The organism is Haloferula helveola (assembly GCF_037076345.1).
GTDB lineage: Bacteria > Verrucomicrobiota > Verrucomicrobiia > Verrucomicrobiales > Akkermansiaceae > Haloferula > Haloferula helveola.
The window spans coordinates 5398076-5419213 of record NZ_AP024702.1 but is presented as its reverse complement, the minus strand read 5'-3'; the positions used below and the strand labels follow the sequence as shown (position 1 = coordinate 5419213).

Sequence of the window (21138 nt, the reverse complement as noted above, 5' to 3'; positions counted from 1 at the left end):
CGACTTTGGGCGAAAGTGCAGCCTGCATTGGAACCGTGCGTTCTTCAACGGCCTGCCACGGGCGCGACGGACCGACTATCGAGGTTTCTCGCGGCTGTGGTGGCTTCCGGGTGCTGGCGTGCGAATTGCGAAGGTGATGGCGTTATGAAATCGCAATCCACACACGCTGGTCCTTCCGTCTATCGTATCCTCAGTTTCAGTGCGCTTGCGCTGCTGGGCTACTTCGCACTCTTCTGCCTCACCTCGTGCTCGACGATGGCCGGTGTCGGCCAAGACGTCCAGAAGGTCGGCGAGGAAATTGAGGAAGCCGCCTACTGACCCCGATCGCACGCCGCTGGCGTTGCGACGTGCACCGGTTCTCGTGCATGGCTGCAACGTTGGTGGCCGGAAGCCGAGTCCGGTCTCATCCGGAACTTCAACAGAAGTCACTCATCGACAATGAACTGCATGATCATCCCGGCGCATGGCCCGTGTTTTGCCAAGAGAATGGGCGGAGACCGCCACCGGTCCCACCAACCAAAAGACAAGATGATGAAAACCAAACAACTCGCAGCATTCGTGATCGCTCCCGCTCTGATCCACGTCGGACTTTCGGCGGAGACCGATCCCGAAAAGACGCAAACCTCCGAGGACAAGGCGACGACAGTGGTCGAAACCGCGATCCCCGGCAGCGTCGTCAAGATGATCGATGACAGTGCCACCTTCAGCATCCTGAAGAAGGCGATCGATGCAGCCGGACTCCGGGGAGATCTTGAGAGCATCAAGACCGTGACGGTCTTTGCGCCCACCGATGAGGCCTTCATGAAGCTTCCGGAGGGAACTCTCGAAAAGCTCATGCTTCCGGAGAACAAGGAGAAGCTCCGGTCTCTCCTGATGTATCACGCCATCGCCGGAGAGCGCACCGCCCTTAGCTTCGAAGACTCCGAGGTCACCTCGCTCAGTGGCGACAAGCTGGAGGTCGATCTCGATGACAATGAAGTGGAGGTCAATGATGCCAAGGTCGTGAACACCGATCTGCGTGCCGGCAATGGCATCATCCACGTGATCGACGAGGTCCTGGTTCCCGAGAGCCTCGATGACTTCGCCGGTCTGGACGACTGATCCGCTCTAGTTTCACAACAGCCATTGCAACGGGCGCGGCCGGAAGGTCGCGCCCGTTTCCCTGTACCGCAGAAGCTCGCAGGGTGGCAGTTTGCAGTTCGGGAGTCGGACTGAATTGCGTTCCGCATCCCTCGGGCGGATGTTTTACGAAGGTGATCCGGGTGGGTGTATTTGTAAGTCGTTATGAAGTAGGGGGTTGGCTTCATGGTAGTAGCTCTGGCACGTCGCCTGCGATTCCCCCTGCATCATGAAAAGCTCCCGTCTCGCTCTCGCCGTATTCGCAACCATCGGGATGACACTTCACCCGCTGCAGGCATCGCCCAGTGCCGATATCGAGGACTCCTCCAGTTCAGCCGATACGCTGCGGGCGTTCCTGACGCAGAGCGGCCGCGTGGACGGCGCCAATCTTTCGATCGATGTTGCGACCCACATTGCGACCCTCAGCGGTGAAGTCGACAATCTCGACCAGGCAGAATTCGTCGCGACTTCCGCGCTGCGGATCGATGGCATCTACGGAGTCGTCCAAGGGATTTCGGTCCGCCCGGTCCTGGACGGTGTGGATGCGGCTGCAAAACAGGCGGTTGGCGCGGCACCGGAGCTCAAGCACCTCGAACTTACCGTAGCTGTCGATGATGGAGGCACCGCAACCGTGAGCGGTACGGTCGGCTGCATCGATGATGCGGAGGTTGCCCGTGAGCATCTTTCGCGGGTGAATGGCGTGCGTCGCATCGTTCTGAAGACAACGATCGACCCATTACTCTTCCGAAGCGATGACGCTGTCGCGGATCAGGTCAGGCTCTACCAGTTGGACGATCCTCTTCTCGCGCTGTTGCCGCTGGAGTATCACTTTCGCGATGGCGTGATGACCATCGAGGGTCGTGTCGGGTCGGTGGAGGAAAAGGAGCGTGTTATCCTCAGCTCTATGGTGAGTGGGGTGATGAGTTGTAACAGCGACAAGGTCGTGATCGATCCCGCGCTCGCCATGGACGGGATGAGTGAGAAGTTCTACCAGCCCTCCGATGTGGCTGAAGCTTTCCGCCGTGTGGTGAAGGCAGACCCCCGACTTGTTGGGTCGAAGTTGCATGGCGAGTTCGAGCGGGGACGTTTCGTGATCCGAGGCGACGTGAAAGAAGCTGCTGCCAAAGAAGCGGCCATTCGCGACGCACGGGCGCTCCCGGGCGTGATGCAGGTCGAGGACCGGATGCGGATCGTCCGGTCGGAATTGAGCGCCCGCTGAAGCTGGCGATCCCTCTGGACAGGATTCGCTTCGCCATATTACGCACGCCTGATGAAGTTGGTCGGTTCACTCATGCGCCTGGTTCCCGGCGTCCTCGCGGCTTGCTTCGCGACCGGGCTCGTATCATGCGGCGCGTCACTGCGGATGGCCGGCCTCAGGGAGGGCTCCGATCTGCTGAGTGAGTCGATCGAGGGAACCGGAGAAGCGGCGTCGACCGTCGGCCGGGCCTACGTTGGGGCCGCATTTCGTTCGCCGCTCAATTACGTGGCGACGGGAATGGCGATGGCGGCTCGCCGGCCGACCGAATTGGTGAACGGCAATCTCCCGGTATCGCTCCCGGTGACGGATGCGGCTCCTCACGCACCGGGGTCGAGGGGCTTCGAGGCCTGGTTGACGGAACAAGGGCTCCCGGAGCCCTGCGAAGGCCGCCTTCGATCCCTGGTCGATGGTGACGAGTTCTTTGGCGCGCTCGAGCGGGAGACCGCGGGTGCCTCGGAGGCGATCGACATCCAGACTTTCATTTTCGACAACGACGACTTTGCCGTCGGGTATGCGGAGAAACTCGTAGCCCGTTCGGAGAACCTAAGGGTGCGTGTGATGTACGATGACCTTGGTACCATGCTTTCGTCGCGCGTTCCGCCCGATACCCCGATGCCGACGGGATTCGAAAGTCCGGCCTCGATCCACGGGGTTCTGCACGGAAGGGGGCCTCAGGTGCGACGCACGCTCAATCCGTGGCTGACTGCCGATCATACCAAGATGTTCATCTTCGATCGCAAACGGGCCTACGTCGGCGGCATGAACATCGGACGGGAGTATCGGTCCGAGTGGCACGACCTGATGGTTCGTGTCGAGGGCCCGGTGGTTAACGTCCTGCAGGCGGATTTCGACTTCCGGTGGCGTGATTGCCGCTTCCCGGGGCCGATTCCCGGAATGCGGAACGAGCTTCCGCGGGTCGAGCTCGCTCGGGACCCCCGCGATGGCATCCGTGTTCTTCGGACCGATGTGGTGAAGGGGCGCTTTGAAGTGCTAAATGTCAGCCTCGCCGCGATCAGGGCATCAAAGAAGCGGGTGTGGTTGCAGACGCCGTATTTCTCAAGCGACTCGGTCGAGCGCGAACTGCTCGATGCCTGCGCCCGGGGTGTGGATGTGCGGCTGGTGTTCCCGGGGAAGTCGGATTCCGACCTGATGCGCATGGCCAATGCGGCGTCGGCGCTGAAACTTACGCAAGCGGGCGCGCGGGTGTATATCTACCCGGGCATGACTCACCTGAAGGCGTTGCTCTGCGACGACTGGGCGATGGTCGGCTCTGCGAATTTCGACACCCTGAGCATGGTCATCAACCGCGAGTTGAACCTTGCGACGGCCGAGCCGCGATTCGTCCGCGAGCTGACGAGCCGCGTTTTTCTTGCCGACTTCCGAACCAGCAGACGGTTTCGGAAAGAGGAAGCCGACGGACTCGCCCCGCAGATCGCGGAAACGGTGGCGGACCAACTTTGAAGAGAAGCGAATCGACGGCCCGGCGGCTTTCGATTTCCGTAGTCCCGATGCACAGCGTTCGGACCTGCAGGGCGGGGGATCTCGCCGACCGGATCGAGGAACTCGCGGCGTTGCGGATCGCGGTCTTTCGGGAGTGGCCCTATCTCTACGACGGGACACTGGATTACGAGCGGCGCTACTTGGCGACCTATCTGGAGAACCCGCGCGCCCGAGTGGTGGTGGCTGACGCGGATGGGTGCCTCATCGGCATGTCGACCTGCCTGCCGCTCGGCGATGAGGTTGATGAGTTCAAGAAACCGATCGTTCGGGCAGGCCATGATCCGGATCGGGGGTTCTACTTCGGCGAGTCGGTTTTGCTCCCGGACCATCGAGGGAAAGGCATCGGTCGGGAGTTCATGGAAGCGCGGCTCGAGGCGGCCCGCGACGAGGGAGGAATGGACTATTGCTGCTTCTGCGCGGTCGTGCGGGCGGAGGACGATCCCCGACGGCCGTCGGACTATCGCCCGCTTGATCCGTTCTGGATGAAAATGGGCTTCGCGCCGATGGATGGGGTGGAAGCGAGCTTCGACTGGAAGGAAGTGGGGGCGTCCGATGAGACTCCACACCGGATGCGATTCTGGATGCGACGACTGTGAGTCGCTGCCCGTCCTATCCAGCAAAGGCGTTGGCCGGGAGACCTTTCACGCCGAGGTCGCGAATCACGAGCAGGCTGCCGGCGAGTTCCTCGACCTCGGTCTTGTGCACGCCGGTCGTGACGTAGAGGTCGGCCAGATCCGGACCGCCGAATGCACACGCCGTGGTCTCCAGGCATGGCAGGTCAACACGCCTCAGTTCGGCTCCCGACTGAGGGTCGTAGCAGACGACACAGGCGCCGTGGCAGAAGGCGATCCAGAGGTTCCCGTCGGAGTCGATGGTCATTCCGTCGGGGGACGCGTCGATCGCGCCGGTGTCGACCACCGAGCGCAGGTTGTGGAGCTGACCGTTGTCGTAGTCGAAGGCCAGCACCTCGCGGCGGGGAGTGTCGATGTAGTAGCAGGTTGCTCCGTCGGGACTCCAGATGATGCCGTTCGAATTGGTGACGGGACCGAAGATCTCGTGGATCGTCAGGTCGTGGTCGAGGCGATAAAGGCGGGCGTCACCCGTCTTCTTCACCAGACTGATCGTTCCGGCAAAGAAGCGTCCGTCGGGTGAGCATTTGCCGTCGTTGAAGCGGTTGTCGGCCTTGTCGGGCTCCGGATCGCCGATCGGGGTGACCGTGCCGTCGGACTCGTCGAGGAAATGGAATCCGTTGTCGCCGGCAATCACCAGTCCACCGGCTTCGCGGGGGACGACCGTGCCGACCCGTTCGCCGACTTCCCACTGCAATTCCGTGCCGTCGGCCGGATTGAAGCGGATCACGCGTTTGCCTTCGATGTCGACGTAGTAGAGCGACTCGTTCCACCAAATCGGGCCTTCGCCCCATTGGCTGCGGATGGTTCCTGCGGGTTCGATGATCATGACGGGTCGGGTGGTAGATGGGGGTCGAAGCGCATCGCGCGCTCGTGCTCGCGGGCCTTGGCCGTGCGGCGCGCCCGACGGTAGAAGTCCTCCTGCGCCCGGAAAGCCTTTTCGCCTTTGCCCGGCTGGATGCGCTCCGAGGTGCCGTCCGGCAGGATCCGCGACGCCTGGGTGTTGTCGCGGAAGAAGGTCTCCAGGATCTTGAGGAGGCGTTTGCGCGCCCGGCTGTCCTCGATCGGAACCATCAGTTCGACACGGCGGTCGAGGTTGCGACCCATCCAGTCCGCGGAGGAGGTGAAGATCAGCGGGTCGCCTCCTTGGTGGAAATAGAAGATCCGCGCGTGTTCGAGGTAGCGGTCGATGACCGATACGACTTCGATGTTCTTCGCCCGTTTGCTGGTTCCTGTCTTCAGGCAGCAAATGCCGCGGATGTTCAGCTTCACTTCGACACCGGCCGCGGAGGCGTCGTAGAGCGCCGCGATGATTTCCGGATCCTGCAAAGAGTTGACCTTGGCGATGATCCTGGCCGGCTCTCCCTGGCGGGCGCGTTCGGCCTCGTCGGCGATCAGCGAAAGCAGCCGCGGCTTCATCGCGGTGGGCGCGGGCACGAGACGTTGGAAGCGGAGCAGCTTGGAGCGTCCTGTGACCGCATTGAAGAAGAGCGAGGCGTCCGCGCCATACTCCGGGCGGCAGGTGAGGAGGGAAATGTCGGTGTAAAGCCGGGCGGTCGACTCGTTGTAGTTGCCGGTTCCGAGGTGGACGTAGCGCCGCAGGTGACCGGACTCCCGCCGCACGATCATGCAGATCTTGGCGTGGGTCTTCAGGCCCTTGACGCCGTAAACGATCTGCACGCCGGCGCGCTGCAGTTCCTCGGCACGGTCGAGGTTGCGGGCCTCGTCGAAGCGTGCTTTCAGTTCGACCAGCACCGTCACGCTCTTGCCGTTCTCGGCGGCACGGATGAGCGAATCGATCACGCGCGAGTTCTTCGCGGTCCGGTAGAGGACCTGCTTGATCGAAACGACATCGGGATCCTTCGATGCCTCGTCGATCAGGCGCAGCACCGGCTCGAAGCTTTCGTACGGATGGTGTAGTAGCACATCGCGCCGGGCGATCGCCTCGAAGACGGATTCGGCAGGCGAGATGTCGGGAGACTGCTGCGGTGGCCAGTCGGTGTCCCGGAGGTGGTCATAGCCGTCGGCGAATGCCAGCTCCATCAGGGAGGAGAGGCCGATCGGGCCGTCGCAGCGATAGACCTCCTCGGTGCCGGCCCGGCAGGCGTCGCGGATCACGGTGCCGAGGTCGCGGGACAGCGGCACCGGCAGTTCGAGGCGGACGGTGTCGGCGATCTTCCGCGCGGCGAGGACGTCCTCCATTTCTCCGGCGAGATCGATGGCATCCTCTTCCTGCACCGCGATGTCACCGTTCCGTGTGACGCGGAAGCAGGCGGTGGCGGTTGGCTTTTCGCCCGGGAAAAGGGACCCGATGTGAGCGGCGACGAGGTCCTCGATCAGGACGAATCCGCTGCCTCCGCCGGCACGGTCGACGGGCACGCGGCGGTTCAGGCTGTCCGGGATCGGGACAAGGGCGTAGCGGGTGGAGTCGTTCTCTTCATCGACAAGCTTGCAGGCGACGGTCAGCTGCAGGGCCGGAAAGTGGGGAGGTTCGTCCTCGGCGTCGATCGCGAGCGGCGTGAGAAGGGGTTCGACCGAGCTGTGGAAAAAGGCGGCGACCTGGTCCTTCTGGGTCGGGTCGAGATCGTTGACCTTCAGCAGGTGGATGCCTTCGGCTTCGAGGGCGGGAAGCAGTTCCTTGGAGAGAAGCGAATACTGGTCGGCGATCATGCGCTGGACCCGTCGGCGGATCGCCTGGATCTGACGTATTGGCGTGAGACCGGATGGATCCGGCCGGTTGCGACCGCCGCGGCGCATCAGGATCAGGCCGCCCACTCGCACTTGGAAGAACTCGTCCAGGTTCGAGGCGGTGATGGCGAGGAACTTGACCCGCTCAAGGAGCGGAAGGTCGGGACGCTGGGCCTCGGCCAGAACCCGCTGGTTGAACTCCAGCCAGGACAGCTCGCGGTTGACGTAGGGAAGCTTCATGACTTTCAGGCGGGATCTTCGATGACGACCTCGAGGCCGAAGACCTGTTCGAACAGGTCGCTCTTCCCGTGCATGGCCAGACGTTCGACGGCGACATCGGGGACCCCGGGAAGGGCAAGATGGAGTTGGTGCCGGTCCTGTCGGGTGACGATCTCATGAACCCGTTGGTCGTGGGTTCTTTCGAGGGCATCGGCGACGCGGAGGATGGCGGCGAGTTTGGAAACGAGAATCCGGTCGCTGGGAGCGAGTTCCCGGTAATTGGGATGATCGAGCCGCGGACCGGAGTGGCGATGGTAGCGGGCCACCAACGCGATCACGGTGACGTCCCTTCGATCGAGACCGAAGATCTCGCTGTTGAGGATGATGTACTCCGAGTGCTTGTGGTGCGCCCTCGGGCTGACGAAGGTGCCGACCTCGTGAAGGATCGCCGCGACCTCGAGCAGCATCCGGTCGTGGGTGCCGAGACCGTGGAGGTCGGCCAGGAGGTCGAAAAGGTGGAGCGAGATCTTGGCGACATGCTCGCCGTGGCTCGGATCGGAAAGGTATCGGGATGCCAGGATTCGGGCCGAGCGCAGCACTTCGAGATCGAGCGACTCCGTCAGTTGATTGGAGACTAGCAGGTCGAGAAGGAGGCCCTGCTCGTAGTCGCTCGACGGCACGTAGAGATCGTCGACGTCGAGCGCTTCGGCGATCGTGAGATTCGTCTCCATCGCCGGCACGAGTGCCTCGGCGGTCTGGTAGTCGATCTGGAAGTGCTGCACGAGCTCCAGGTCGCTCATCTGCGACGCTTGGGCCGAGAGCCGAGCGAGAGTCTTGCGGCTGCATCCCCCTTTTGAGTCGGTCAGGAAGCGGCTGATCTGTTGGATTTCGTAGCCGATCAGGACAAGAGCGTTGGCCTTGATGTCGTGGTAGTCGAACTTTAGCTGGCCGAGGTTGCCTGAAGCGTGCTCGCGGATCACGCGACGCATGGCTTCGCCTCCCGCGTAGGATCCCTCGATCGACTCACGGGTCCGGTGGGCACCCATCCGGTAGCTGGTGTAGCGGCTGATCGCTCCGTTCTCGAAAAGCAGTGCGCGGGTGTTGCCCGGGCCGACGTGGAGGACCATCGAGGTCTTCCGCTTCATCGGGGGTGTGTCCTTCAGCCTCCGGCGGGTCTTGAGGTAGATCAGCCGGGTCATCTCCCCGTCATCGATGGGATTAATCGCGAGGCCGCAGGCGATCCTCACGCGGTTGAGAAACCGTTCGTGATTGCTCGCTTCGACGAGGATGTTGGTCGCAACCGCGCGCGAAGTCGTATCGAGCCGGGCGCCCGTTTCGGCCGCGGCCGCGCGGAAGCCGTCCAGGATCTCGACGATCCGCTCGGTCGTCTCTCCGCCCACCTCGCCGTAGCGGAAGATGTCCCGCGCGAGCGGTGCCGGCTGCTCAAGAAAGTCGAGGGGCCGGTGGCTGCCGTCCTCCTGCTGCTCGGCGATGAGCATCGAAACCGAACTGGCACCGATATGGACCGCCGTCGCGGGCACGGGGGCGGGCATCGGGGCATCGGCCGGGTCGCTCATGAAGCTGCTAGGTTGGTCATGGAAGGGTCGCTTGCAACGCCGATTTTGTGACACCCGCCCGGATCGTGGCAATCGAATCAATTGATGCTTTCCAACTCACGGATGGGACGGAAGCATGAGGACGCATGAAGCTTGGAGATCCCCGAAAAGCCTATCGGATCGCCCAGGGAGCGAAGGTCCGGCTGAACGAAGACGACGCGGCCGACATGAGCCTGTGTCCCGAGGGTGGAAAAAACAGCACCCAAGGGCTCTTCGATTCCCTCCGCGACCGCATCCAGACGCTCCAGAAGGTGCTCTACGCCGAGAACAAGCGGCGGGTGCTGGTGATCATCCAGGCGATGGATACCGGGGGCAAGGACGGCTGCGTGAAGCATGTGTTCTCCCGGGTCGACCCGCAGGGCGTGAACGTGAAGGCATTCAAGAAGCCGACCGAGGACGAGTTGGCGCATGATTTCCTGTGGAGGGTCCACCCGCATGTGCCGGGAAATGGTGAGATCGTGATTTTCAACCGCAGCCACTACGAGGACATCATCGCGGTCCGGGTGAAGAAGCTGTTGCCGGAATCGGTCTGGAAGAAGCGCTACCAGCATGTCCTCGATTTCGAGCGGATGCTGGCGGAGGAAGGCACGACCATCGTGAAGCTTTTCCTCCACATCTCGAAGGACGAGCAGAAACGGAGGCTTGAGAAGCGGCTGGAGAATCCGGCGAAGCACTGGAAGTTCCATGTCGACGATCTGGCCGACCGGAAGCGCTGGCACGACTTTACCGGAGCCTACGAGGACCTGATCGAGCGCACGAGCACCGACTACGCCCCGTGGTTCGTGATCCCGGCCGACCGCAAGTGGTACCGCAATCTCTGCGTGGCCAAGTTGTTCGCCGACACCCTGGAGGATCTCGAACTGAATTTTCCGGAACGGGACTTCGATCCGTCATCCATACGGATCGACGATTGACAGCCTGAGGCGACGCGAATCATACACCGGCCATGGGTTCTTGGGACACGACCTCTTTCGGCAATGACGCCGCCTGCGATTGGCTGGCGGAACTCCTCGATTCCGGCTCGATGGCGATGATCGACGACGCTCTCGACAGCGTACTTTCCTCCGGCGACGAGCCGATCGAATCGCCGGCCGGCGAGGAGGCGGTTGCCGCATGCGAAGTGTTGGCCTGGATCCAGGGCCGGCCGGGCCCGAGTTCGGACGAGACCGAGGGTCTGGAAGACTGGGTCGACGAGCAGGAGCCCGACGAGGATGACGGGCGACTTCGGCGTGCGCGCCGCGCGATCGACCGGATTTTCAACCATCCCTGCGAGCTCCGCGAGGCGTGGGAAGAGTCGGCCGACTTCGACGAATGGCGCAAGTCCCTCACCGATCTCAAGGGACGGCTCGCCGATTCCTGAGGAACGGGCCGCACCGGGAGGATTCTCAAGGAGCCGGGGGAGTGTAAGGGTTTCGGGTTTTTCTCCCTGAGAATCCAAAGCCGGCAGCGGGCGGTCTGCGTCGACGCGGGGGGATTGGCGAATCCCGGGTGCGTAGGATCCGTATGAGGGAAACGGCCAACGGCTGCGGGCGGATGCCGTTTTTCTGAGAAACTTTCGGTTTCTGATTTTTTCGCGACCGGGTGCGTCCGATCCCGGCGATCCGGCGTTCCCCGGATGACATGTTCAAGGAACTCATCGCCCTCTCCTGCATCCTCATCGGTGCGCTCTGGATCATCGCGGTCGAGGGGCCGCTGTTCTCCAATCCGGCTCCGCACCCCGAGGTCGAGGCGCTGTCGGCGGATCCCGATCCGCGATTCCCGGACGCGAAGGCTGCCGGGGAAATCGACCCGGCAGGCGGGCTTGGAACAGAGCGCCTGATCGTGGCCGAGGAGCCGTCGGATCCTCGCTGAGAGCTCCTCGGAGTCGAAAAAACTATCGGACCTAGCCATGATTCTGCCTATCGTTTCCCCACCACTGGCCCGCCTTGCCGGAGCTGGTCCGATGACCATGGGAGACGATGCCAACCAGGATCTGCACCGGCTGACCGCCGAGTTGTTGGCACGGGTAGCCCACCAGGACGGGGATGCGCTTCGCCGCCTCTACCGCGAGCACGGCGGGCGGCTTTTGGGAATCATCCAGTCGGTCGTCCGGGACCGTGGCGAGGCGGAGGACGTTCTGCAGGAAGCTTTCGTCACCATCTGGAACAAGGCGGGCATGTATGATCCGAAGTTGGGCAAGGCGCTGACGTGGATGATCACCGTGGCGCGCAACCGTGCCTTCGACCGGCTTCGATCACTGGGTCGCAAGGCGGATCTCAAGCGCGAACAGGAGGGCGAGTTGCAACAGCGTGTGACCGAACAGCTCCGCCGCCAGTCGGAGCCGTCGCTCCCGGATGACGAATTGCAGGCGATCGATCGGGCGCTGAACGAATTGCCCGAAGAACAGCGGGAGGCCATCACGCTCGCCTATCTCAACGGACTGACCCAGCAGGAGATCGCCGACTGCCTCGACTCGCCGCTGGGCACCGTCAAGGCCCGCATTCGCCGCGGACTTGCGCGGTTGAAGTCGCGCCTCAGCCAGCAAACCTTCTACGACCAAGCCTGAAACCCCGAACGCCCTTGAAACTCGAACCCGAGGAACTCGCCGAGCTCGCCCACCTTTACGCAAGTGAAGGACTGGAAGGTGAACGCCTGCAGGCGTTCGAGGCATGGCGGTCCGCCGCCAGCGACGAGGAGCTTGCGCAGTTCGCGGCCATGCTCGACACCTGCGCGATCCTCGCCGAGGCGCACGCGCCGGTGGCGGATCTGCCGCCCGAGCTTGAGCAACGGGTGCTCGGCTCGATTCTCCCGACGGCTGAAGAGCCGACGCTTGAGGAGGATCACTTTTACCTGCGCAGTGACGAGGGCGACTGGGTGTCATTGCCGGTGCCGGGGGTCCGGCTGAAGGAGCTTTCCGCACGCGATGAGGATGGCGTGACCGTTTTCCTGCTCGAGATGGAAGCGAACACCCGGCTTCCGGCTCATTCGCATCACGGGGTCGAAATGGCATTCATGCTCGAAGGCGACCTGCGGATCGGTGACGTCGTGCTGACCGCCGGGGACTTCACCCGGGCGCCCGCCGGGAGCGATCACCACCAGCTTTCATCACGCGGCGGCTGCCGTGCTTTGCTCATCACCGCGAGCGAGAATTTCCCACGCCACACGGTCGGCGCGATGCAGAAATTTCAGGACACGATGCGCGCCCTCAAGGACGTGCTCGGTGGCGGGCCGAAGGGCTGAGCCATGTCCGCCTTCGCTGGCGTTGTTCCGGCACGCGCGTTCGCGGTTCTCCACCAGCCCCGAAGGGGCGACGGCGGTTAGCCCCGGGGTTCACCCCGGGGAATCAGGTAGCGAGAGCGATTCGAGCTCCGGAGGAGCGTAGGCAGAGTCCGAAACATCTCTCGGCTCGCCCTCCATCAGCGTAACCGCCCGGCAGCTAGAAACGGCAGGTTCCGGATAGCACCCACCAATGGGTGAGCAGGCTCAGCTTGCTGTTCGAATACTCGCCGGCGCGGTAGCCGCTGGTTCCGACCTTCTCGGTGCTGCGGAAGTCGAGTTGGTAACCGAAGTCGACTGACCAGGCCGGCTGACGATAACCGACCCCGACCGTTGCGGTGTGTTCGGCGATGGCTCCGTTGAGGGGCGTGACGTAGGCGGTCGAAATGGCGGAAGGCGAGTAGATGTAGCCCGCCCGGAGTTGCCAACACGCACCGAGGTCGTACTCGGCGCCTAACCGGTAAGTGAAGCGGTCCTTCCACGACAGCGGCACGTAATCGACGGCGTTGGGCAGGCCGAGTCCCGGATTGGTTCCGCCGGCGAGCTGCACCCGCATGCGCTCGAAGTGATCACTCCACGGAATCCAGTCGGTCTGGAACATCAGCCTGAAGTCATCGCACGCCCGCCAGACGAGACCGGCGCTGAGGATGTCCGGAAGTCGCAGCGCGACCTTCGCCTGATAGCCGAAGTCGGTGCGCGGAAGCATGGCGCCGAGGGCGGCAAGTTGTGCGGAAGCATTGCCGGTCGCCGTGCCTTCGCTCGAGAGGGTGGTGGTGGTCCGGTAGCGGATCCCGAAGTCGATGTCGTCGGTGACTTGATAGAGCAACCCGATGTCGGCATTGCCGGAGAAGCCCTCGGTTTCAAGGTCGAGCAACGTCTTGAATCCTGCTACTCCGGGTGTGCTCTGGAAGATGAAGGGCACGGTCAGTTCGATCCGGTCGTAAACCAAACCGGCACTGCCGCCGATTGAAAGACGGTCGGTGACCTTCCAGCCGATGCCGACCGCCGTGCGCACCGCGACAAACTCGGAGCGATGACGTTGGAAACCGTAGCTGACGGTTCCGTCGAGTCCGCCCGGGGCGTCGATGTAGCTCCAATCGCCGAGCAGAGCCGTTTCCGGAATGACCGAGAAACCGAGGGTCCCGCGTCCGCTGGCGAAGGGATGGGCATAGGCGATCTCGGCGCCGTGGCCGTCGTGGGTGTCGATGCCCACACTGCCATTCACCGCATTGGTGAAGTCGCCATGCGCGTAGGCGCCGAAGTAGCCGAGTTCGAAAGTCGGTTGGTCGATTCGTGTCAGCGCCGCGGGATTTCCCCACATCGCGCCGAGCGGACCTTCGGCCCCCGCCACTGAGGTGCCGGCGAGGCCGGTGGAGCGGGCGCCCGACCCATTGCGGAACAGGCCCGTCGCGTCGGCCGTCGGAATCAATAGCAAGCTGACGGAGAGCGCGAGGGGGAGCGGGGTTTTCATGTCTGGGCTTTGTTGAACTGCGAGCTAGCCAAAAGTGCGGCTCTGTCCGAGTCAAAACCGTCCTGCGTGATCACTAAAGGCTTCGGAGCAGGGCGATCGCTTCGTCGAGTTTCGCACGGGGCTTGACGGCATCGAGCCGGGGAAATCGGCCGCCTTCGAGAAGGATGTAATCGCCGTTCCGCTGCAGCATGAGACGCTGCCCCTTGATCTCGATATTCTCGACTCCCTTGCCCCCTGCGATCAGTCGGAGTCGGCTGATGTCGAGCAGGTTGGCTGCCTCGGCCGGCAGGCGGCCGAATCGGTCGGCCCAACGCTTCGACATGGCATTCAGTTCGGGTTCATCGAGGCACTCGGCCATTTCCCGGTAAGCGCCGACACGCAGACGCGTTTCGGCTAGCCAGCCGTGGGGAAGGAAAGCGGGCAGCAGGGGGCCGTCGCCGGATCCTCTCTGGAACTCGTTGTCGGAGAATGCGACGAAGTCGCTGCGGAAACCGGTCTCGATCCGGCTCCTCGGTGCCTTGCCCTGGAGTCGGTCGACCGACTGGCGGAGCAACTGGCAGTACAGCCCGAATCCGACGGCCGCGATCTGGCCGGATTGTTTGGTTCCGAGCAGATTGCCGGCGCCGCGGATCTCAAGGTCGCGCATGGCGATTTTGAAGCCGGACCCCAACGCGGTGTATTGCTTGATCGCATGGATCCGTTTCCGGGCATCGCCCGCGGTGACCATTTCCCGGGGCAGCAGGAGAATCGCGTAGGCCTGCTCGCCGGCACGCCCGACCCGCCCACGCAGCTGGTAGAGGTCGGCCAGGCCGAAGCGGTCGGCGCGGTCGATCAGGATCGTGTTGGCGTTCGGAATATCGATGCCGGTCTCGATGATGGTGGTGGCGAGGAGAATGTCGGCCTCGCCGTGGACGAACCCGCGCATGACGACTTCCAACTCGTCTTTCTCCATCTGTCCGTGACCGACGAGGATGCGTGCTTCGGGAACCAGGTCCGCGAGCTTCTTGCGCATCATCTCAATCGACTTCACCCGGTTGTGGAGGAAGAAAACCTGTCCGCCGCGCCGCACCTCGCGCCGGATCGCATCGCGGATGATGCGTTCGTCGTAAGGAGTCACGCTGGTGTGCACAGGCACGCGGTTCGGTGGTGGAGTGTCGATCGTCGACATGTCCCGCGCGCCCATCAGGGCCATGTAGAGCGTGCGCGGGATCGGTGTCGCGGAAAGCGTCAGCACATCGATCTGGCGGAACATCTCCTTAAAGCGCTCCTTGTGCTTCACGCCGAAGCGCTGCTCCTCATCGACCACCGCCAATCCGAGGTCCTTGAAGCGGATGTCGCTCGACAGCAGGCGGTGCGTTCCGATCACGATGTCGACCGATCCGTCGGCGAGCGCGCGGACCGTCTCGCGGGTCTCGGCCGCCGTGCGGAAGCGGTTGAGCAGGTCGACCCGGATCGGGTAATCGCTCATGCGCTCGCGGAACGTCCGCCAGTGTTGCTCGGCGAGCACGGTTGTCGGACACAGGATGACGACCTGCTTGCCGCCAGTGACGGCCTTGAAGGCGGCCCGGATCGCGACCTCGGTCTTGCCGAATCCGACATCGCCACAGACCAGCCGGTCCATCGGTCGCGGCGCTTCCATGTCGCGCTTGGCCTCCTCAATCGCCCGACGCTGGTCGGGGGTCTCGGTGAAATGGAACGAGTTCTCGAATTCCCACATCCACTTCGAGTCGGGAGGGTGGGCGAAGCCGGGAACGGACTCGCGCTCGGCCTGCACCCGCAGCAGACGCGCGGCGTAGTCGAGGATCGTCTGCTCGGCACTCTTGCGGACATTCTTCCATGCGGTGCCACCGAGTTTCGAAAGCTCGGGAGTGCGACCGCCGAGGCCGACGTAGCGGCCCACGAGATGGGCCTGGTCGATCGGAACGGAGAGGATCCCGCCGTCGCGGTACTCGATGGCGATTTCCTCCTCGCCCTCGGGAATCCCGATGAAACGGCCGATGCCGTATTCGCTGTGAACCACGAGGTCGCCCTCCGAAATGTCGTCCAGCGAAGCCCGGGCGGTGGCGATCCGTTGTTGCTCGGCACGGCTCCGTCGGGTGGCTCCCGGGTTCTGGTAGCGCCCGAAAATCTCACTCGACGAGAGCAACGCGAGTCTGGCGGTCGGGACGGTGAAGCTCTCCATCAGCTCGCCCCGGAGGAACTCCGGCCGCAGTTCGGCGTCGGTTGGTAAGAGCTCTTCGAAACGTTCTTCCTCGCCGCGGTTGGCGAAGACGATGCCGGTCAGCCAGCCGTCGCGTTTCCACTCGGCGAGCTGGTCGAAGAACCGTTTCCGCAACGCCTCCTCAAGCACGAAGTCACCTGCCTCGAACGAGCCGAAAGGGCGGGGATAACAGGCGGTTGAGAAGTCCTCCTCGGAATCCGGATCGACCGGGCCTTCGAGGATCGCAACGTCGGTAGTGTCGTCCGTTTCGCCGAGTGTGATCACCAGATCGTCGATATGACGGTAGGACTCGACGGCGTCGTTTGGATCGACTTCGCCCAGGAGCAGTTCCGCCTGCTTGAGCTTGCGGACGGATGCTTGGGAATCGACCTCGAACTCACGGACCGAATCGATCTCGGTGTCGAAGAATTCGATGCGCAGAGGCCGACCGCACTGCCATGGGAAGACGTCGATGATTCCACCCCGCACCGCGAACTGCCCTCGGTCCTGAACGAGGTGACCCCGCTCGTAACCCTGATCGGAAAGCAGCCGGGCGAGTGTCTCCGGGTCGTGCGTCTCGCCCTGCCGGAGAATGATCCGTCGATCCCGCAGGGTTCCGGGCTCGGGGGCCGGTTGCGTGAAGAAGTCGGGTGCGGCAATTACGACGAAACCGCCGCCGCGCGCCACGCGGGCGAGCAATTCGAGTCGGGCTGCCTCTCCTTCAGGATCGGTCATCTCCGATCCGTCGAACTCCAGGGAAGGGTCGGGCAAAACTTCCGCCCGGATCCCCCAGAGCTCGAGTTCGATCGCCAGGCGTTCCCGATGCTTGGGAGAGGGAACCCGGATCCAGGTGCGCTTGGCGCCATCGCCTGCGGCTTTCCGGATCAGGGCGAGAAGCCAGCCGCTTGCGGCCGGATCGATGTGATCGAACACGACTGTCCCTTCGCCAATGCCCACACGGGTCAGACGTTTCCGGAAGTCGGGTTGCTCGGTGGCCCGTGACAACCAGCGTTGGTGATCGTGCGCCGGTGGAGGCACGCCCGGAAACTGGAGGCTGGGCGGGGCTTTGGCAAGCGGACCCGCCGGCACGCATGCGGCCCGCGTTCTCTCGAGCGCGCAAAACTTCGAAATCAGCGGAACCGAAGTTTCCCAGCTTTCCGCTTGGGACAGACGGTGGTATAGGCGTTGGCATGAAAGCGTTGTTGATTCCGGTCCTCGGCCTGGTGGTGCTGGCGTCGGTCCAGTGCGCGAAGATCGATCCGGTTTCAGGGTACAGCGACGACAGTCTGCCGCTTTGGGGCGCATCCAGCGGGAGCGGAGGTTCTGCTTCGGTTCCCGTCAGCAGCTACAACGGAACGGCGGCATTGCTCCGCTCGGTAAATCTGAAACAGGACATGGTCGCAAAGGGGACCCACGGACGGCGGGTTGTGCGGCCGATGAACCCGCGATATATCACGATTCACTCGACCCAGAACTATTCCGCTGACGCCGATCGCCATGCGTTGGCATTGAAACGCGGTGCCTTGAGGGCCCCGAAGCGGCGGGGGGGCAACCGGATCGGTTACCTGATTTGGCACTACACGGTCGATGACCGTCATGCCGTTCAGCACATGCCGACCAGCGAGCAGGGCGAGCATGCTGACTTTGACGGCCCCGGCAATCGCTACTCGATCGGGATCGAGATGTGCGAGCAACGCGGATCGAACATCAACGCGACGATCGACCGGACCGCTCGGCTAACCGCCTACCTGATGCACCGCGAAGGTATCCCATTGAGTCGCGTCGTCCCGCACTACCACTGGGAGCGCAAGGGTACCAGCAAGCCGCACAAGAACTGCCCGCACTTCTTGATGGACAACGGGCGTCCCGGACGGAAGTGGAAGGCGTTTCTCTCGAAGGTGAATGGCTACTACAAGGCCGCTCAGGCCCAGCAAATGGCCCAGCGGTGATGTCGAGCGGAAGTCCGGCGAACCGGGAGGTGCTGCTCGACCCGGATACCTACTACGTTTGTCAGAGGTGCACCGCGTGTTGCCGCTGGCCCGGTGACGTCCGGATTGAGGAGGACGAGGTCCCTCGCATTGCGGAGTTTCTCGGCATGAGCGAAGAACGATTCCTCGAGAAGTACACCCGGCTCCGCACCAACCGTCAGGGACTCTCCCTGATCGAGCGGTCCGACCACTCCTGCATCATGCTTCAGGACGGCGGCTGCCGGATCCACGAGGTTAAGCCGTCACAATGCGCCGGCTTTCCCAACTACTGGAACTTTCCCGGCTGGCGGAAGGAATGCGAAGCCGCACCGATCCCGATGACCGAGGCGAGGCGTCTCGGCTTCGTCGATTGAGCGGCTAATTGGAGTCCATCGCACTGCTGCCACTCACAAAGCCCCGGAGGGGTGCAGGCAATTAGCCCCGGGGTTCACCCCGGGGATTTCCCCAATGGAAGATTCGAAGCGCCAAAGGTGCGCAGGCGAACTCCTTTCGTCCCCGCAGACCGAACCGACTTCGCCTTCGCCCCTCCGGGGCTCCATCCTGCTGGGCCGACACTTCCCCGGGGTTAAATCCGGGGCTAAACGCCGACGCACCTTCGGTGCTGAAGTGCCGGATCGTCGGTCATGGCGCATTCGAACGGAAATCCGTTGGCCTCCAACCGCGTATTCCGTTGATATGCTGACCATGCGATACCGCCTTCTCTTCACCGTCTTGTCGTCGTTCCTCCTCGGTCCGGCCACCCATGCCGAGCCCGCGGTCTCACTCTTCGACGGCAAGTCCCTCGATGGATGGGAGATCCGGAAAGGCGAAGAAGGCTGGTGGACCGTTGCAGATGGCGTGATCCGCGGCGGTTCCATGGAAAAGAAAGTGCCGCACAACACCTTCATCGCCAGCAAGGCCACCTACTCGGACTTTGAGCTGAAGTTGAAGGTCCGGTTGGTGAAGGGCGAGGGCTTCATGAATTCCGGAATCCAGGTCCGCAGCGTCCGTTTGCCGGACAATCACGAGATGAGAGGCTACCAGGTTGATGCCGGAATCGGTTGGTGGGGAAAACTCTACGACGAGTCCCGTAGAAAGCGAGTGATCGGCGAACCGGTGAATCCCGAGGCTTTGGCGGTTGTCGTGAAGGATTGGGATTGGAACGAAATCCGCATTCTTTGCGAGGGTCCGCGGATTCGCACCTGGGTAAATGGCGTCGCCGCGGTCGATTATACCGAGCAGGACCCGGATATCCCCCTCACAGGACGTCTCGGTCTCCAAGCCCACGGCGGCGGAAGGTTCGTCGTCGAGTTCAAGGACCTGACGATCCGGGAAGTCACGAAGTAGTTGCGGACCGGGAGGGATTGCCTGCGCTCCGCTCCGGCGATTCCAGTTTGGGTGCCCCGCCGGGCACCGGGCGTGCGTCGCCGTCACGGACGGCTCTCCGATTTCAAACCCGTCTCGCCTGCGGCTCGCCAGTGTCCTCGGCCCCGCCCGGAAACGCCACGACCCGACCCCAGCGAGCTGGGGTCGGGTCGTGGCGGACCGGGAGGGATTCGAACCCTCGATATGCCCGTCGCAAGCCTCTGAGCATGAGGAGTTAAGCGAAGGAGGGGGAGGGCGATCATCCCCCATATCATCCCCGCAAGCTGGGCAAGATCGGCCTGAGTTGGCCGAGATTGTCGATTCTTGGCCGAATCTCAGTGAGGACACGCGGCGGGCCGTTTTGGCCATCGTTCGCGCCAGCGGAAGGGAGGTGGTGCCGTGAAGCAGCCACCCCCGGACGAAAAGGGGGCCGCCGATGCGTCAACATCAACGGCCCCGAATCGAGCATCTTCCTGTGGCGGGAATCAGAACTCGACGGGATCCTATCCTGTGTCCCCGGATGGGGTCAACCCGCGGGAGGCCGGCGCCGGGGCGCACCTTGGGGCGCCCGGCACGGCTCCCGCGGTGGCTCGGCTCAAGGAACTGGCAGGATCTCGAGCGGAGGCGTTCTACTTCGCCCTTTGTCAGGCTCTCACGGGTCGGGACATCGACGTCGGCGCGAAGGACAAGCAGGATCAGTTGCGCGCCGTGCTCGTGGAGCAATCCTACCGGATCGCGGACGCGTTGGAGTCACAGGGCATCAAGGCGTACGGGACGGCCAAGCTCTCGATGGTCGGCGTGATCTCGGGTGAGTCCATCGAGCTACCTGACTTCCGCAACATCGTATTCATCCCGTTGGTCGCGCAGCGGAAACGTAGCCAGATGCTCAAGCAGCTGGAATACTTCGTCCAGGCTCACCCCTTCTCCCGAATGTGGGTGTTCACCACCGGCGTCCGGACGCCTCTTCACGAGGTCAAAGAGCGTGTCGAGTGGCTGTCCCGCAGGATCTCGAAGCTCAACGCACGCCCATTCATGCGTGCGGCCGGAGTTTCGATCGTATTTCGGTCAACGGAATTGGGGTGCGTCGCTCGCGATGAAACGGGGACTCCCACTTTCCACATCCACGCGCACGCAATTGTCGATGTGGAACGAAAGCTGCCGCTGGAAGAGTGGTGCAAGTTTAGGGACAAGGTTCAGACGTGGTGGAATTTCTACTTCCATGAAGCGGGGAAATTGGAGGGCGTTCGGGAAACCTGCAAATACGTGGTGAAGCCGGCCGAGCTCGAAATTCTGACGGCACCCGAGCTGGCGGAACTTCATCGGCAGCTGTTTGGGCGAAAGCTCGTGCAATGCCTCGGGGAGCTGAAGCTTCAGCGGAAAGAGCTTGAGGAGACGCGGCAGTGCTTGGTGCGGATTCCTGGCAGCGGTCAGAGCCACCTGAAAGCGCTTCCCAAATGGAACGGGGGAGGGTGCCGGAAGGAAGTCGAGGAGAAGCCGAAGCACTACGACGAGCCGCCGAAGGACTGGATCGTTGCGAATCTGCCCCCGTCCACGGTTCTAACCACGCGGGCGGAGCCTATAGTCGTGGTGATGAACTACACGGGATCCGGCCAGTTCCACGGGAATCGACGGATCGAGGCTTTGCGGGAAATCTGTGGCCCAAAGTTCGTGGGCGGCTCGGATCCACCCGAAGGAGAGTCCCCGACTCTTCTTCACCGAAGAAGAGTCATAGACGATCCCCAAAGCGGAGGGGCGGGCGGTCAAGCGGAATAGGGGTCGGACGTCGAAAAGGTTCCGCTTGATGGCCCGCCCCGGAGCTTTCCGGAACGACGTGGTGCTCTCGCGAGATCA

The 21138-nt window shown here is 63.0% G+C and carries 19 protein-coding genes; 14 read left to right on the top strand and 5 right to left on the bottom strand.

What is annotated here, in order from left to right:
• The first annotated feature begins 144 nt into the window (after nt 1–144).
• The 5 genes from HAHE_RS21795 to HAHE_RS20675 all read left to right on the top strand — a co-directional run bounded on the left by HAHE_RS21795 (nt 145) and on the right by HAHE_RS20675 (nt 4473).
• Nucleotides 145–318 carry an entericidin A/B family lipoprotein gene (locus HAHE_RS21795; protein WP_338687185.1) on the top strand — a complete coding sequence of 58 codons (174 nt, stop codon included), beginning with the start codon at nt 145–147 and terminating at the stop codon, nt 316–318.
• Between the two features lie 213 nt (nt 319–531).
• Entirely contained in the window at nt 532–1101 is a 570-nt protein-coding gene (locus HAHE_RS20690; RefSeq protein ID WP_338687184.1) for a fasciclin domain-containing protein, read from the top strand.
• Between the two features lie 247 nt (nt 1102–1348).
• Nucleotides 1349–2338: a BON domain-containing protein gene (locus HAHE_RS20685; protein WP_338687183.1), complete on the top strand. Its 990-nt coding sequence runs from the start codon at nt 1349–1351 to the stop codon at nt 2336–2338.
• A gap of 72 nt (nt 2339–2410) precedes the next feature.
• A complete protein-coding gene (locus tag HAHE_RS20680) occupies nt 2411–3838 on the top strand; it encodes a phosphatidylserine/phosphatidylglycerophosphate/cardiolipin synthase family protein (RefSeq protein WP_338687182.1) in 1428 nt (475 codons plus the stop codon).
• A gap of 47 nt (nt 3839–3885) precedes the next feature.
• Nucleotides 3886–4473, top strand: coding sequence for a GNAT family N-acetyltransferase (locus tag HAHE_RS20675; protein WP_338687180.1), 588 nt, complete (start codon nt 3886–3888; stop codon nt 4471–4473).
• Between the two features lie 13 nt (nt 4474–4486).
• On the opposite strand, the gene HAHE_RS20670 is transcribed toward HAHE_RS20675, so the two are convergent.
• The 3 genes from HAHE_RS20670 to HAHE_RS20660 are packed head-to-tail and all read right to left on the bottom strand — an operon-like array spanning nt 4487 to nt 8990.
• Nucleotides 4487–5335, bottom strand: a complete 849-nt coding sequence (locus HAHE_RS20670; protein ID WP_338687179.1) for an SMP-30/gluconolactonase/LRE family protein — start codon at nt 5333–5335, stop codon at nt 4487–4489.
• Nucleotides 5332–7434, bottom strand: coding sequence for a polyphosphate kinase 1 (ppk1, locus tag HAHE_RS20665; protein WP_338687178.1), 2103 nt, complete (start codon nt 7432–7434; stop codon nt 5332–5334). Before ppk1 ends, HAHE_RS20670 begins: the two co-directional genes overlap by 4 nt.
• A gap of 5 nt (nt 7435–7439) precedes the next feature.
• Complete coding sequence (locus HAHE_RS20660) at nt 7440–8990, bottom strand: HD domain-containing protein (protein WP_338687176.1); 1551 nt, start codon at nt 8988–8990, stop codon at nt 7440–7442.
• 125 nt (nt 8991–9115) lie between these two features.
• Between HAHE_RS20660 and HAHE_RS20655 the strand changes: the two genes are divergently transcribed.
• The 5 genes from HAHE_RS20655 to HAHE_RS20635 all read left to right on the top strand — a co-directional run bounded on the left by HAHE_RS20655 (nt 9116) and on the right by HAHE_RS20635 (nt 12248).
• Complete coding sequence (locus tag HAHE_RS20655) at nt 9116–9943, top strand: PPK2 family polyphosphate kinase (RefSeq protein ID WP_338687174.1); 828 nt, start codon at nt 9116–9118, stop codon at nt 9941–9943.
• A gap of 32 nt (nt 9944–9975) precedes the next feature.
• Entirely contained in the window at nt 9976–10389 is a 414-nt protein-coding gene (locus HAHE_RS20650) for a DUF4259 domain-containing protein (RefSeq protein WP_338687172.1), read from the top strand.
• Nucleotides 10390–10649: 260 nt separating this feature from the next.
• Nucleotides 10650–10880 (top strand): hypothetical protein, encoded by a 231-nt coding sequence (locus HAHE_RS20645; RefSeq protein ID WP_338687170.1) that lies wholly within the window; start codon nt 10650–10652, stop codon nt 10878–10880.
• Between the two features lie 37 nt (nt 10881–10917).
• Entirely contained in the window at nt 10918–11574 is a 657-nt protein-coding gene (locus tag HAHE_RS20640) for an RNA polymerase sigma factor (RefSeq protein WP_338687169.1), read from the top strand.
• Between the two features lie 14 nt (nt 11575–11588).
• A complete protein-coding gene (locus tag HAHE_RS20635) occupies nt 11589–12248 on the top strand; it encodes a cupin domain-containing protein (RefSeq protein ID WP_338687168.1) in 660 nt (219 codons plus the stop codon).
• 196 nt (nt 12249–12444) lie between these two features.
• Here HAHE_RS20635 and HAHE_RS20630 read toward each other — a convergent pair whose 3' ends face one another.
• Together HAHE_RS20630 and mfd are read right to left on the bottom strand one after the other, a co-directional pair.
• Nucleotides 12445–13755 carry an OmpP1/FadL family transporter gene (locus HAHE_RS20630; protein WP_338687167.1) on the bottom strand — a complete coding sequence of 437 codons (1311 nt, stop codon included), beginning with the start codon at nt 13753–13755 and terminating at the stop codon, nt 12445–12447.
• Nucleotides 13756–13828: 73 nt separating this feature from the next.
• Entirely contained in the window at nt 13829–16993 is a 3165-nt protein-coding gene (mfd, locus tag HAHE_RS20625) for a transcription-repair coupling factor (RefSeq protein ID WP_338687165.1), read from the bottom strand.
• 152 nt (nt 16994–17145) lie between these two features.
• Here mfd and HAHE_RS20620 point away from each other — a divergent pair, with 152 nt between their 5' ends.
• From HAHE_RS20620 to HAHE_RS20605, 4 genes are all read left to right on the top strand, one after another.
• Complete coding sequence (locus tag HAHE_RS20620; protein WP_338687164.1) at nt 17146–17904, top strand: peptidoglycan recognition family protein; 759 nt, start codon at nt 17146–17148, stop codon at nt 17902–17904.
• Nucleotides 17904–18296: a YkgJ family cysteine cluster protein gene (locus HAHE_RS20615; RefSeq protein ID WP_338690833.1), complete on the top strand. Its 393-nt coding sequence runs from the start codon at nt 17904–17906 to the stop codon at nt 18294–18296. Before HAHE_RS20620 ends, HAHE_RS20615 begins: the two co-directional genes overlap by 1 nt.
• Before the next feature lie 331 nt (nt 18297–18627).
• Nucleotides 18628–19269: a DUF1080 domain-containing protein gene (locus tag HAHE_RS20610; RefSeq protein WP_338687163.1), complete on the top strand. Its 642-nt coding sequence runs from the start codon at nt 18628–18630 to the stop codon at nt 19267–19269.
• A gap of 603 nt (nt 19270–19872) precedes the next feature.
• Entirely contained in the window at nt 19873–21060 is a 1188-nt protein-coding gene (locus tag HAHE_RS20605) for a hypothetical protein (RefSeq protein WP_338687161.1), read from the top strand.
• Nucleotides 21061–21138: the final 78 nt, after the last annotated feature.